Annotated in this window: 12 protein-coding genes and 4 tRNA genes; all 16 read left to right on the forward strand. The window is 41.5% G+C overall.

The window, feature by feature from the left end; genetic code table 11:
• Nucleotides 1–68 precede the first annotated feature (68 nt).
• A tRNA-Tyr gene (locus PLE33_07620) sits at nucleotides 69–154 on the forward strand.
• 26 nt (nucleotides 155–180) lie between these two features.
• Nucleotides 181–257, forward strand: a tRNA-Gly gene (locus PLE33_07625).
• Between the two features lie 16 nt (nucleotides 258–273).
• A tRNA-Thr gene (locus PLE33_07630) sits at nucleotides 274–349 on the forward strand.
• Between the two features lie 139 nt (nucleotides 350–488).
• Entirely contained in the window at nucleotides 489–1,673 is a 1,185-nt protein-coding gene (gene tuf, locus PLE33_07635; GenBank protein HPS61116.1) for an elongation factor Tu, read from the forward strand.
• A gap of 18 nt (nucleotides 1,674–1,691) precedes the next feature.
• Nucleotides 1,692–1,838 carry a 50S ribosomal protein L33 gene (gene rpmG, locus PLE33_07640; protein HPS61117.1) on the forward strand — a complete coding sequence of 49 codons (147 nt, stop codon included), beginning with the start codon at nucleotides 1,692–1,694 and terminating at the stop codon, nucleotides 1,836–1,838.
• Between the two features lie 25 nt (nucleotides 1,839–1,863).
• Nucleotides 1,864–1,939 (forward strand) — tRNA-Trp (locus PLE33_07645).
• A 66-nt stretch (nucleotides 1,940–2,005) separates the two neighbouring features.
• Entirely contained in the window at nucleotides 2,006–2,191 is a 186-nt protein-coding gene (gene secE / locus PLE33_07650) for a preprotein translocase subunit SecE (GenBank protein ID HPS61118.1), read from the forward strand.
• A gap of 17 nt (nucleotides 2,192–2,208) precedes the next feature.
• On the forward strand, nucleotides 2,209–2,742 hold the full coding sequence (gene nusG / locus PLE33_07655; protein HPS61119.1) for a transcription termination/antitermination protein NusG: 534 nt from the start codon (nucleotides 2,209–2,211) through the stop codon (nucleotides 2,740–2,742).
• A 28-nt stretch (nucleotides 2,743–2,770) separates the two neighbouring features.
• The gene (gene rplK, locus PLE33_07660) at nucleotides 2,771–3,202 is read left to right on the forward strand and encodes a 50S ribosomal protein L11 (GenBank protein ID HPS61120.1); all 432 of its coding nucleotides are present in this window, start codon (nucleotides 2,771–2,773) and stop codon (nucleotides 3,200–3,202) included.
• A 39-nt stretch (nucleotides 3,203–3,241) separates the two neighbouring features.
• On the forward strand, nucleotides 3,242–3,946 hold the full coding sequence (gene rplA, locus PLE33_07665) for a 50S ribosomal protein L1 (GenBank protein ID HPS61121.1): 705 nt from the start codon (nucleotides 3,242–3,244) through the stop codon (nucleotides 3,944–3,946).
• Nucleotides 3,947–3,959: 13 nt separating this feature from the next.
• Nucleotides 3,960–4,496 carry a 50S ribosomal protein L10 gene (gene rplJ, locus PLE33_07670; GenBank protein ID HPS61122.1) on the forward strand — a complete coding sequence of 179 codons (537 nt, stop codon included), beginning with the start codon at nucleotides 3,960–3,962 and terminating at the stop codon, nucleotides 4,494–4,496.
• Between the two features lie 32 nt (nucleotides 4,497–4,528).
• Nucleotides 4,529–4,912 carry a 50S ribosomal protein L7/L12 gene (rplL, locus tag PLE33_07675; protein ID HPS61123.1) on the forward strand — a complete coding sequence of 128 codons (384 nt, stop codon included), beginning with the start codon at nucleotides 4,529–4,531 and terminating at the stop codon, nucleotides 4,910–4,912.
• A gap of 218 nt (nucleotides 4,913–5,130) precedes the next feature.
• The gene (rpoB, locus tag PLE33_07680) at nucleotides 5,131–8,910 is read left to right on the forward strand and encodes a DNA-directed RNA polymerase subunit beta (protein HPS61124.1); all 3,780 of its coding nucleotides are present in this window, start codon (nucleotides 5,131–5,133) and stop codon (nucleotides 8,908–8,910) included.
• A gap of 11 nt (nucleotides 8,911–8,921) precedes the next feature.
• Nucleotides 8,922–13,403 (forward strand): DNA-directed RNA polymerase subunit beta', encoded by a 4,482-nt coding sequence (gene rpoC, locus PLE33_07685; protein HPS61125.1) that lies wholly within the window; start codon nucleotides 8,922–8,924, stop codon nucleotides 13,401–13,403.
• Nucleotides 13,404–13,445: 42 nt separating this feature from the next.
• Nucleotides 13,446–13,832, forward strand: a complete 387-nt coding sequence (gene rpsL / locus PLE33_07690; protein HPS61126.1) for a 30S ribosomal protein S12 — start codon at nucleotides 13,446–13,448, stop codon at nucleotides 13,830–13,832.
• Nucleotides 13,833–13,849: 17 nt separating this feature from the next.
• Nucleotides 13,850–14,320, forward strand: a complete 471-nt coding sequence (rpsG, locus tag PLE33_07695) for a 30S ribosomal protein S7 (protein HPS61127.1) — start codon at nucleotides 13,850–13,852, stop codon at nucleotides 14,318–14,320.
• Nucleotides 14,321–14,580: the final 260 nt, after the last annotated feature.

Genomic DNA, 14,580 nt, shown 5'->3' on the forward strand with positions numbered 1-14,580 from the left:
AGCAATTGATTTGTAATCAATAGGTTGGGGGTTCAATTCCCTTCATCGGCTCCAGAAATTATAGGCGTGGAGAGGTTCCCGAGTGGTCAAAGGGATCAGACTGTAAATCTGCTGTCGGATGACTTCGGAGGTTCGAATCCTCCCCTCTCCACCAGTAAATTTTGGAGTAATAAAAGAAAAGCGGGAGTAGCTCAGTTGGCTAGAGCATCAGCCTTCCAAGCTGAGGGTCGCGGGTTCGAACCCCGTTTCCCGCTCCAAAATTTTTAAGTGTAAGCTCAAGTAGCTCAGCAGGTAGAGCACCTCCTTGGTAAGGAGGAGGTCACCGGTTCAAGTCCGGTCTTGAGCTCCACTTTGAAAAATAGATTGATGTTTTTAATATCATCATCTATTAAATTAAGAGGAATATATATGCCTGATGGTATATATTTTTAGATTAAGAAAGAATACGAGACGGGCTTGTTATAAGAAAATCAAGTCCAGGAGGAACAATGGCAAAAGAGAAATATGTTCGAACTAAGCCACATCTGAATGTGGGAACAATTGGTCATATTGACCATGGAAAAACAACGCTAACTGCAGCGATGACTTTGTATCTGAGTAAAAAAGGCGGTGCAAAATTCCGTTCTTTTGACAGTATTGATAATGCCCCGGAAGAAAAAGCCCGCGGAATAACTATTGCCACAGCTCATGTTGAATATGAAACAGAAAAAAGACATTATGCTCATATTGACTGTCCCGGTCATGCTGACTACATTAAAAATATGATAACCGGTGCAGCTCAAATGGATGGAGCTATTTTAGTGGTGAGTGCAGATGACGGACCAATGCCTCAAACCCGTGAGCATATTTTGCTTGCTCGTCAGGTTGGTGTTCCGGCAATAGTGGTCTTTATGAACAAATGTGATTTAGTTGACGATCCTGAATTGCTGGATTTGGTAGAAATGGAAGTGCGGGAATTGCTTGAAAAGTATGAATTTCCCGGTTCCGAAATTCCTGTAATTCGCGGTTCAGCTCTTAAAGCCCTAAATGGAGATCCTGAAGCCGAACAACAAATTCAAGCTCTTCTGGATGCCGTTGATAGTTATATTCCACTACCGGAACGTCCTGTGGATAAGCCCTTCCTGATGCCCGTGGAAGATGTTTTCAGCATTCCGGGTAGGGGAACTGTGGCTACAGGCCGTGTAGAAAGAGGCGTTATCAAAGTTGGCGATAAAGTTGAACGCGTGGGTATTAGAGAAACAGTAGAAACAACCTGCACGGGTGTGGAAATGTTCCGTAAACTTCTTGATGAAGCCCAAGCTGGCGATAATATCGGTGTGCTGTTACGCGGTTTCGGTAAAAAAGATGTAGTACGGGGAATGGTTTTAGCAAAGCCCAAATCCATTACTCCACACACTAAATTTATTGGTCAAACCTATATTTTAACCGAAGAAGAAGGTGGAAGGAAAAAACCCTTCCAAACCGGTTACCGTCCTCAATTTTATTTCCGTACTACTGATGTTACCGGTAGTTTAACCCTTCCCGAAGGTGTTAAAATGGTTATGCCAGGAGACAATGTAGAAATTCAGGCAGAACTAATCACTCCCATCGCCATGGAACAAGGATTGCGTTTTGCTATCCGGGAAGGTGGTCATACCATCGGTAGCGGTGTGGTCTCACAAGTAATGGTATAAAAAACCGGATACAGAATAATGAGAGATATAATAATCCTTGCTTGCGAAGAATGCAAGAACCGAAATTATACTACAACCCGTAATAAAAGAAAGCATCCGAACAGGATGGAGCTGAAAAAATATTGCCCCACCTGCCGGAAGCATACTGTTCATAAACAGCGTTAAGAGAATTCCTGATATAATGTTGCACAGGACAGTAGTTCAACTGGTAGAGCACCGGTCTCCAAAACCGGGGGTTGCGGGTTCGATTCCTGCCTGTCCTGCCACAACATTTTTGGGGTTATTAACTTCGGGGACAAATTTTCTTTCCGCAAACGAAGGGAAGTAATAATATGAAATTTGAAAAGATAAGCCATTTCTTCAGAGATGTGCGTTCAGAAATGAAATGCGTAAGCTGGCCTAATAAATCAGACCTTAAAGAAGGGACACTGGTAGTTATTATAATGTCAGCCATAGTAGCCATTTTTTTATCCCTTGTTGATTTTGGTTTTACCAAGATTATAGAACTGATATTTTAAGGAATGGGTGCAGGCAGATGAAGTGGTATGTAATTCATACCTATTCTGGTCACGAAAATAAGGTTAAGACCGCAATAGAAAAAGGTTTGATCGGCACTCCTATGGAAAAACAGGTAGGCCGTTTACTGGTTCCGGTGCGAAAAACATTTGTGATTAGAGAAGGAAAAAAGATTGAACGCGATAAGAAACTTTTTACTTCTTATGTGATTATGGAAGCAGATTTAACTCCGGAACTAAAGACCTATATCCTTCAAATTGCGGGAGTAACAAGTTTTTTGGGAATAAATAAAGAACATAAAGAACCCATACCCTTATCTCAGGAAGAAGTGGATCGCCTTTTAGGAATTACCGATCCCAACCGCGATATAAAGGTCTATTCTTTTATGCCGGGGGATATGGTGAAAGTAAGTTCAGGTCCTTTTACCGATTTTGAAGGTATTGTGCAGAAAACCACGGAAAACGGAACAAAATTGATTATTGAAGTGACTGTGTTCGGACGGAAAACTCCGGTGGAATTGAATGCCAACCAGGTTGAACTAATCAAAAAATAAATGAAGATATAAATAGAGGTAGAAAAAAATGGCTAAACCCAAAGATGCCGTAGCGATTATTAAACTGCAACTTCCTGCTGGAAAAGCTACTCCGGCTCCACCCGTGGGGCCTGCTTTAGGTCAGGCGGGAGTAAATATTCCGGAATTTTGCCGTCAGTTCAATGAAAAGACAGCTGATGAGGCAGGGATGGTATTTCCTGTTGTAATTTATGTTGCCAAAAATAAATCGTTTACATTTGAAATAAAAACCCCTCCAGCTGCAGTGCTGATTAAAAAAGAAGCCGGATTAGCTACCGGGAGTGCTACTCCCAATAAAGTTAAGGTAGGTAAAATTACTAACGAGCAGCTGAAAAATATAGCCCAATTAAAAATTAAAGATATGAACTGTCATTCCCTTGAATCTGCTATGAGTATGATCGCTGGAACTGCAAGAAGTATGGGTGTTACAATTGAGAACTGATACTTCTATTGCAGGAGATAGTATTCATAAGGAGAGTCAATGAAACATAGTAAAAGGTATAATGTTGCCTACACGATGTTTGACCGTCAGAAAAGATTTGATCTGAACGAAGCCGTTAAACTGCTGAAGAGCTTACCTGCTTCCAAGTTTAATGAAACCGTTGAGCTGCATTTCAATCTGGGTGTTGATCCTCGTAAAGCAGATCAGCAAATTCGTAATTCTTTAGTCCTACCTAACGGGACAGGAAAAGAGATGCGGGTTCTGGTCTTTGCCGAAGGTGACAAGGCAGAAGAAGCCAAAAGAGCAGGAGCCGATTATGTTGGTGTGGATGATCTCATTGAAAAAATCACAGCCGGATGGTTTGATTTTGATGTAGTGATTGCCACTCCCAATTTAATGGGTAGAATTGGAAAACTGGGACGAGTTCTTGGTCCCAGAGGGTTAATGCCCAACCCCAAAGTAGGAACAGTTACAATGGATGTAGCGAAAGCAGTGCAGGAAGCAAAAGGCGGTAAAATAACCTACCGCGTAGATAAATTTGCGAACTTGCATATCCCTGTGGGGAAATTGGGTTTTGAGGAAGATAAGCTGAAAGAAAATATTAAAGCTGTTCTTACCTCTGTGTTACGAGATAGACCATCCACTTTGAAAGGGGTCTATATTAAAAGCATAACCCTCTGCACCACAATGAGCCCCGGAATCAAAATCCAGGTCGCAAGCGCAACCTCGGAAGCAAGAAGCTAAGGGAGTATTAACAATGGTGCAAAGTGTTAAGTATGACATAGTGAAGGACTTGACTGAAAGGTTAAGTAGCGCAAAAGCGATTGTATTGGTAGATTACAAGGGAATAAATATTGTACAGGTGAATCAATTGCGCAACCGTTTCAGAGAAAGTCAAGCGGATTACTTTGTCCAGAAGAATACCCTGATCAAAATTGCTCTTAACAGTTTGGGTATTACTGAACTTGATCCCTATCTTCAGGGACCAACCGCTGTGGCAGTAAGTAAGCTGGATGAGGTATCTCCTGCCCGCGAGATAATCAAATTTTTGAAAGAGGTGATGGAAGATAAGAGTTATCCTTCGTTCAAAGCAGGTTATATAGCAGGACATCTTTTCAGCGCTGCGGAACTGACTGCTTTGGCAAAACTGCCATCCCGCGAAGAATTGCTTGCTAAAGTGCTTTTCGGTATGAATGCACCGCTAAGCAACTTTGTAAGTATCAACCAAGGTATCATTCGCAAATTTGTGTATGCTGTTGATGCCATAGCCAAAAAACAAGCTGAAGCCAGCTAAGAAAAATTATTCATATATCCGATGGAGGAACAATGTCCGATAAAAAGCAACAAGTAATTGATCTGATTAAAGAGATGACAGTTCTTGAGCTCTCTGAATTAGTGAAAGAAATGGAAGAAATATTTGGCGTTTCCGCTGCTGCACCAGTAGTTGCCGTTGCCGCAACTCAAGGTTCCGGCGCAGAAGGTGGAGAAAAAGAAGAACAGACAGAATTTGATGTGATTTTAACCAGTGCCGGAGAAAAGAAAATCAATGTGATTAAAGTTGTGCGCGAAATCACTAAGCTTGGGTTGAAAGAGGCAAAAGACCTCGTAGATGGAGCTCCCAAGATGGTTTCGGAGAAAGTTAGCAAGGAAGAAGCCACTTCCATTCAGAAAAAACTTGAAGAAGCCGGTGCAACTGTCGAAGTTAAATAACCAAACCATTATCGGAATAAAGGTCCAAAAAAAGTCCGCAGGGACTTTTTTTGGACTGTATTCGCAACTAAACCATCTTCAAAATATGGCTTGGATAACAAGCAAGATAACTCCAATTTCCTGATTGGGACAACGCCGAAAAACAGCGTGAGAAGAAAGAAGAACAAACAATTAAGAGCCAATATCTTGGTTTTTAAAAACCAAAAAGGAGAGAGCTTTTGAGAAAGATCAAAAGTTATTCCCGAATATCCGGAAGATTTGCAGAATTAGGTATTCCTGAAGTAGAAATACCTAATCTTCTGGCTATGCAGGTAGATTCCTTCAATGATTTTTTACAGAAGGACATTCACCCTCAACGCAGAGAGAAAAAAGGGCTGCAGGCAGTATTTGAAAACACTTTTCCCTTAGAGGATACGAAAGGTAACTTCCTGCTGGAATTCATTGAATACAGTGTGTTGCAAGAGAAATATTCCCTGGAAGAATGCCGCGAGAGAAACCTGACCTACCAGGCACCATTAAAAGCAAAAATGCGGTTGAGTATTTTTGAAACTAATGAAGATATACGCGAGCATAAAGATACTTTGGAACAGGAAGTATTCTTAGGTGAAATTCCTTTGATCACCGAACAGGGCACCTTTGTAATAAATGGTGCCGAAAGAGTAATTATATCACAGTTACAGCGTTCCCCGGGGGTATTTTTTTCGGAAGAAAAGCACCCCAGCGGAAAAACGCTCTATTCTGCAAAAGTGATTCCTTACAGTGGTTCATGGCTGGATTTTGATATAGATATTCACGATGTTATGTTTGTACATATAGATAAAAGGCGTAAACTTCCCGTTACAACTCTTTTCCGGGCAATCGGAATTTCCACTAATGAGGACTTAAGAAAGACCTTCTATAAATCTGAAATATTGAATTTGAAAGAAGCCAAAGGCAGGCATTTATATGCTGATATCTATGAACCGGATAATCCTGCACCGATAGCATTAGCTAATGAACAGGTGACGGATACACTAATTAAAATTCTTACGGAAAAGCAAATTGATAAAGTGGAAGTGATTGAATACGATTATGAGATTGCCAGAAAAGTGCTGGAGAACACTTTGGCAAAAGACCCTACTACCAATCAAGAAGAAGCTCTGAAAAAAATATACAGCTTAATTCGCCCCGGCGAAGATGCTCCTCTGGAGGCAGCCAAGCAACTTGTAGATAGAATGTTTTTTAATGAAAAACGCTACAATTTGGGAGAAGTAGGTCGTTACAAAATCAATACCCGCTTAGGAATTGATGTTGACCCCACAGTGAAGACCCTTACCGTTGAGGATTTTGTTCATATTTTTATAACTCTGATTAATATCTATCACGATGAAGATGAAGTAGATGATATAGATAATTTGGCAAACCGCAGAGTTCGGACTGTGGGAGAATTGCTGCAAGAACAATATACAATAGGAATGGCTATGGTTTCCAGAATAATTCAGGAACGGATGGCTATTTCCAATATTGACGAAATTACCGTTCACGATTTGGTGAATAGCAATGCCCTAATTTCTGTAGTGCAGTCGTTTTTCTTAACCGGTCAGCTCTCTCAATTTATGGAACAGACAAATCCCCTGGCTGCTTTAAGACATAAGCGTGCATTATCTGCATTAGGACCTGGTGGTTTGGCTCGCGAAAGAGCCGGTTTTGAAGTCCGAGATGTGCATTCTTCACACTATGGAAGAGTTTGCCCCATTGAAACACCTGAAGGACCTAATATCGGTTTAATTGTTTCTCCTGCAATTTATTCCCGCATTAACCATTTGGGCTTTATAGAAACTCCCTACCGGAAAGTAAAAAATGGTTGCGTTACAGATGAATATGAATATTTGGATGCCTCTCAGGAAGAGAAATATATTATCGCTCAAAGCGATGTGCATTTAGACGATAATCGTAGAATAACAGATGAGATAATTTTTGCCAGAGACCGGGGTGACTTTGTGCAGGTTAGCCCTAACAGCGTGCAATATATGGATGTAGCTCCTCAACAGATGGTTTCTGTTTCAGCAGCTATGATTCCGTTTCTGGAACATGATGATGCCAACCGTGCCTTGATGGGTTCTAATATGCAACGCCAGGCAGTTCCATTAATCAACCCTCAGGCACCTGTAGTTGGAACGGGTATGGAAAAAATAGTTTCTATGGATACTTCTTCCATAGCAGTTGCCCCTTATGATGGAATTGTTACTCAAGTTACTTCTGCCTATATAGATTTGAAACCGATAAACGAAAAAGATGAAGCATATTACCTTTCTACGGGTAACCGTATTCATCTGAAGAAATTTGTGAGAACTAATCAGGATACCTGTACCAATCAACGGCCCATTGTGAGCGTTGGAAATACCGTGAAAAAAGGTCAGCCCATTTCGGATGGTGCTTGTGTGGAGGATAACCGTTTAGCGCTTGGTACCAATTTACTTGTTGCCTTTATGCCCTGGTATGGATATAATTATGAAGATGCCGTTATTTTAAGTGAAAAAGTAGCACGCGAGGATACGCTCACTTCCATCTATATTGAAGAATTGGAAGTTTTGGTGCGGAATGTGAAAAACGGAAGAGAAGAACTGGCTTACGATATACCCAATGTTCCAGCACAGGCATTAAGAAATTTGGATAAAACAGGTATTATTAGAGTGGGAAGTGTAATTCATGCTGGAGATATAATTGTGGGTAAGGTTACTCCCAAAAGTGTGGAAATTGACCCCTCTCCGGAAGAAAACCTGATGCGAGCTTTATTTGGAGACCGGGCCGGAGATTTTACCAACAGCTCTTTAAAAGCCAAACCCGGTATGGAAGGTGTGGTAATAGATGTAAAGGTTTTTTCTCGTTTGGAAGAAGGCAGCGATTTGGAAGAAGAAAATGAAGACAAGGTAGAGAAACTGAAAGACGAATTAGCTTTACGCCGTAGTAAAATTGAAGAATTTAAAGAAGAAAAGCTGGCTTCTGTCCTGGTAGGGCAAATAGCCAAAAACATCTGGGATGAAAAAAGCAATGTTCCCTATATCGTTCCCGGAAAAAAGATTACGAAACAGGATATAAAACGCATAAACTTCAAAAAGCTTGATCTGGATGTGGAACTGGTTGAAGATAGAGAAGTGAACGACTATATCTATTCCCAGATCGTCTTAAAAATAAAGCAGTCCCTTGAACAAAGCGATAATATCTATAAAAAATCCCGCGAACGCATTAAACATGGAGACGAACTTCAATATGGCGTGCGGAAAATGGTTAAAGTGTATGTAGCCAAAAAGCGCAAGATAGAAGTTGGCGATAAAATGGCAGGACGCCATGGTAATAAAGGTGTCATTTCTATCATTGCCCCCATAGAAGATATGCCTTTTATGGAAGATGGCACACCCGTAGATATAGTGCTGAATCCTTTGGGAGTTCCTTCCCGAATGAACATCGGGCAAATTATGGAAACCCATTTAGGTTGGGCTGTTAAAACCCTGGGCTTTGAAGTGGAAACCCCGATTTTTGACGGTGCCAGCATAGACGATATCCGTTCCGAATTGAAAAAAGCAGGTCTTCCGGAAGATGGTAAAACAATTCTGTATGATGGTAAATCCGGAGAGCCCTTCAAGGAAAGAGTAACGGTGGGAATTATTTATATGATGAAACTGAATCATCTTGTAGCTGATAAAATGCACGCTCGTTCCACGGGACCCTATTCCCTAATTACCCAACAACCCTTAGGCGGAAAAGCTCAACATGGAGGTCAGCGCCTTGGAGAAATGGAGGTTTGGGCTTTGGAAGCTTATGGTGCAGCCCATGTTCTGGAAGAAATGTTAACTATTAAAAGTGACGATGTGGATGGCAGAAATAATGCCTTCAAAGCTATTACCCGCGGTGAAAATCCACCTCCTGCCGGAGTGCCTGAATCCTTTAATGTTCTCATCAGCGAACTGAAATCGCTGGGCTTTGATATTGAATTTATCAAAGAAGAAGAGAACGCATAGAAGGAGGGAAAATGTTAAAAGAAAATAAACGCGAAATTAAGCCCAATGAATATGATGCAGTGCGTATCAAGATTGCCTCCCCTGATGTAATCAGGCATGAATGGTCACACGGAGAAGTTACTAAACCCGATACCTTGAACTACCGGACTCTCAAACCTGAGAAGGACGGTTTGTTTTGTGAGAGAATATTTGGTCCCGAACGAGATTATGAATGCGCCTGCGGAAAATATAAAAAGAAAAGGTTTCAGGGCACTGTTTGTGATCGCTGCGGTGTTCTCGTAACAAGTTCCAGGGTGCGTAGAACCCGCATGGGACATATAGATTTGGCAGTTCCCATTGCCCATATCTGGTTTGTGAAAAGTGCCCCCAGCAAAATTGGCACCCTATTGGATATGACGGTTAAAGACCTGGAAAGAGTTCTTTATTACGAATCCTTCATTGTTATTGACCCGGGAGACAGTCCCTTTGAAAAGATGGAACTGCTGGAAGTGGATGAGTATTATGAAATTAAGGATAAAGTGGGAGATAACTTTCTGGCTTTAATGGGGGGTGAAGCAGTTCGGGAATTGCTGAAACGCATAAACCTGAAAAATGAAGCGCTGGACCTCAGAACCCGGCTTAAATTTGAAGAATCGGCTTTGCGTAAGCAGAAGTTAATCAATAAACTGAAAATAGTGGATGCCTTCATAAAAAGCGGCAATCGTCCCGAAGATATGATTTTAGAAGCATTGCCTGTGCTTCCTCCAACATTAAGACCTTTGGTTCCTTTGGAAGGTGGACGCTTTGCCACTGCTGATTTTAATGATTTATACCGAAGAGTTATTACCCGAAACAACCGTCTGAAAGCATTACTGGAAATCCGTGCCCCGGAAGTTATTCTTCGCAATGAAAAAAGAATGCTGCAAGAAGCAGTAGATGCTTTAATTGATAATAGCAGAAAAGCTCGTCCCGTTAGAGGCAGAGGTAATAGGCCCTTAAAGTCGCTTACAGACCAGTTGAAAGGTAAGCAAGGCCGTTTTCGTCAAAACCTGTTAGGTAAGCGAGTGGATTATTCCGGACGCAGCGTAATTACTGTAGGACCGGAGCTAAAGCTTTATCAGTGTGGTCTTCCCAAAGAAATGGCAGTGGAACTTTTCAAACCCTACCTGATTGAAAAACTGCAAAAAATGGGAGAAGTGGATAAAGTTAAAAATGCCAAAAAACTGATAGAGAAAAAACAACCCGAAATTTGGTCTATTCTGGAAGAAGTAATTAAGGATTATCCCGTTTTGCTAAACCGGGCTCCTACTCTTCACCGCTTGGGAATTCAGGCATTTATGCCTATTTTAACGGATAATAAAGCCATCCAGTTACATCCTATGGTCTGCGTTCCTTTCAATGCTGATTTTGACGGAGACCAAATGGGTGTTTATATACCCCTTTCTCTGGAATCTCAAATTGAAGCCAGAGTCCTGATGCTTTCTACACGCAATTTGTTGTTGCCGGCTAATGGAAGATTGGCGATGGCGGCTAATCAGGATATTGTTTTGGGCTGTTATTATTTAACAATGGAAGAAACACCTCCTCCCAAAGAGATAGAAAAACTTCGCCATTTCTATGGTCCTGATGAAGTTATTGCCGCCTACGAACACGAAGAACAGTTTTGCAGCGCTAAAGGTGATGCTGTTTATCAAAGAGCTTTAGACCTGCATACCTGGATTAGGGTAAAGCTGGAATCAGAATATATTATCACCACTGTCGGAAGAATTATATTCAATCAGATTATGCCTCCGGAAGTGGGATTTCAGAATATCGTTTATGATAAAGGCAAGCTTAACGACCTGGCTATGCTTTGTTATGATGCCGTTGGCCAATGGCGAACAGCTCAAATTCTGGATCAGATCAAAGAACTGGGTTTCCGCTATGCCACAAGGGCTGGAGTTACTTTCAGTTTTGGTGATATTGTTGTTCCTGAACGCAAAACGGAAATTATTAACAAAGCAGAAGAGGAAGTGAAGAAGATAAATGACCTGCACCAGAAAGGCGGAATTACTGAAAATGAGCGTTTCGGCAGAGTGGTTGACCAATGGAAAAAAACAACCGTGCGCGTAACTGACGAAATGATGGAAGAACTCTCCAAAACCGGTAAGGGCTTAAATTCTATTTATATGATGTATAAATCTGGGGCTCGCGGTAGTAAAGACCAAATTAAACAATTGGGTGGAATGCGCGGTTTGATGGATAAACCGACTAAAATCGGTTCTGCTGGTGGTGGAGATGTTATTGAAACCCCTATTAAAAGTAATTTTAAAGAAGGACTAACCGTTCTGGAATACTTTGTTTCCACTCACGGAGCAAGAAAAGGTTTGGCTGATACTGCATTAAAAACAGCCGATGCAGGTTATTTAACCCGACGCTTGGTAGATGTAGCACAAAATGCCATCATTACAGGTGATGATTGTGGAACTACCAGAGGGGTGAATATGACCGCTTTGAAAGAAGGCAACGAAATTGTGCAGACCCTGGCAGAACGCATCCAGGGCAGAACAGCTGTGGACGATATTGTTAGTCCTATAACCGGTAGAGTTTTAGTTGCCGCGGGTGAAGAAATAAGTAATAAAATGGCTCGGACGATTCAAAATCACGGTTTAATTTCTGTTCATGTCCGCAGTATTCTAACCTGCGAAGCCGAAAAAGGAATTTGCGCCAAGTGCTACGGCAGAAATTTGGCTACTCAGAAACCTGCTCTGATTGGAGACCCGGTTGGGATAATTGCTGCTCAGAGCATTGGAGAGCCGGGAACACAATTAACCCTTAGAACTTTCCACATCGGTGGCGCAGCTTCCACTACCACTGAATTGGCAGAAGTGGTAGCTACCCATGACGGAATTGTGAAGTTTGACAGGATGAACACTGTTACCAATCCTGAAAATCAGCTTATTTCCGTAAGCCATTTAGGCAAGATTCTAATTCTGGAAGAAAATGACCCGGATAATGTGCTGGAAGAATTTAAAGTGGAATATGCCGCAACTGTCCATGTGCGCGATGGACAAAAAGTTGCCATAGATACTAAACTCCTGTCCTGGGATCCGTTCAATAATCCTCTTATTTCTACTGCAAGAGGTGTTCTACACTATGAAAACTTTATTAAGGACATCACCTTCAAAGAGGAATATAATGATATTACTATGGCAAGAGAGCTAACCATCATTGAATCCAAAGACCGTAGAAAACAGCCCCAATTCAGAATTGTTGGAGAAGATGGCACGGTGCGTTTGATTCCTTTGCCTACAGGGCTTATCGTGCGCGTGGAAGATGGCAGTTTTGTTCATACCGGTGATATTTTAGGTCAGACCTCCAGAATGACCATTAAGCAAAGAGATATCACAGGTGGTTTGCCCAGAGTGCAGGAACTTTTTGAGGCAAGAGTTCCCAAAGATAAAGCTAAAATATCAGATATAGATGGAATTGTAACTATTGGCGGTTTGAAAAAGACCGGTCGTGATATTTTTGTTACACCTGCTAATGGTCTTTTTGCTCCCTTTGACAGCAAGGTCTCAGTATATTATGATGAAGATAAAAATCAGTATATAGCTTTGCTTTCCGATAAAACCGTTTACAGCGAAAACGACGGAAAAGTAACTATTACCCAGGAAAGCAAGAAGACAATTATCCAAGTAGCTAAACGGGGGCAAAAACCGGTTCAATATACTGTACCCAAGAGTATGGAAATTTTGGTTACAGAAGGAGAATCGGTTAAAAAAGGAACTCCTTTATGCGGCAAAATATTCGCCGTTCCCCCGGAACAGGAAAGCATCGTAGAAATGGGTGACAGCGTTTCTATGCATCAACCTTTAGCCGGCAGAAAGTATATTATTCCTTCCGGAAAAAGAATTATCGTGCACCAAGGTGACTATGTGGAAAGCGGAGATGCTTTATCAGACGGTCCCTTAGACCCTCATGATATGCTGGTTAAAGGAGTGATAGAAGCCCAAATCCTCATCCTTAATGAAATTCAGGAAATCTATCGGAAACAAGGGGTGAAAATAGACGATAAACATGTTAGCGTCATCATCCGTCAAATGTTCAAAAAAGTGCGTATTACCGATAGCGGCAGCACCAGTTTTCTGCAAGGTGATATTGTAGATAAAGTTCTGGTGGAAAAAGAAAACCGTGAGGCAATTGAATTCGGTAAAACACCTGCTCAATTTGAACAACTGCTTTTAGGAATCACAAAGACGGCTCTGCTAACAGAAAGCTGGCTTTCTGCGGCTTCTTTCCAGGAAACCACAAAGGTGCTTACTAAGGCAGCTATTGAAGGACGCATTGACCATCTTGAGGGCTTGAAGGAAAGCATCATTATCGGTCACAGAATCCCTGTTGGAACAGGAACCAAACTATATAATAATATGATTAAGCAAGCAGTGAATGAAGGTAAATCCGTAGCCCAAATTATTAACGAATTCGCTCATCGTTCCGAACAAGAAGAAGGCGGAGATTACCTTGATTTTTAAAAATAGTCAGAAACAATAAAAATACGGAAAAGGAGAAAATCAGTGCCAACAATTAACCAATTAGTCCGCAAGGGCAGAGCTGATGTTGAAAAGAAAAGAAAAAACAGGGCGCTAATGGAATGTCCGCAAAGGCGCGGAGTTTGTACTCGTGTTTACACTACTACGCCCAAAAAACCTAATTCAGCTCTCAGAAAAGTTGCTCGTGTCCGTTTAGTTAACGGATTTGAAATTACCGCTTATATTCCCGGAGAAGGGCATAATTTGCAAGAACACTCTATCGTTTTAGTCCGCGGAGGACGAGTTAAAGACCTTCCCGGTGTGCGTTATCATATTGTGCGTGGAGCTCTTGATTCAGCAGGAGTAGAAAAACGCGAAAGATCCCGTTCCAAATATGGAACCAAACGGCCTAAAGCCAAAACGGGAAAGTAAAAGGGAGGATGTAAGTTATGCCCAGAAAGCGCAAAGCTGTTGTCCGGGAAGTTCTTCCCGATCCCAAATATAATGATATCACTGTTACCAAGTTTATGAACTGCCTGATGAAAAAAGGCAAAAAAAGCATTGCAGAAAAGATTGTTTACGGTGCTTTTGATATCATTGCTGAGAAAACCAAAGCAGATCCCTTGGAGGTCTTTAAAATCGCTTTGGAAAATGTGCGTCCCTTAGTAAAAGTTGTTTCCCGACGCGTTGGCGGTTCCAGCTATCAAATCCCGCTTGAGGTTAACGAACGAAATGGCAGAGCATTAGCTTTCCGTTGGTTAATTTCCTATGCGAGAGCCAGAAGCGAAAAAACTATGACCGAAAAACTTGCTGCCGAGCTAATTGCCGCTTATAAAAAAGAAGGTGCTTCCATTAAAAAACGGGAAGATACTCACAAAATGGCAGAGGCAAATAAAGCATTTGCTCATCTCAGGTGGTAAGTTAAGCTTTTATTACTATACTAAAAACTTGAAGTGCTTTTACTTACTTTCATAGTAAGAGCAGTTTCTGTTACAATTTATTGACGGAGCTTACCAAAGCTCCGTTTTTTTACCCTTTAAAAAAACAATGCTGCAAACAAGTTCCGATTATCCAACATCGTAGCCGGGAGACACTTCTGAACGACAAGATGTCGTTCTTCCGGACGGTTGACCTCCTGGTCAACCCACCTCTTACGCTTGATTTTCTTACCGATAAAATT

The sequence above is a fragment of the Candidatus Cloacimonas sp. genome, assembly GCA_035403355.1.
GTDB lineage: Bacteria > Cloacimonadota > Cloacimonadia > Cloacimonadales > Cloacimonadaceae > Cloacimonas.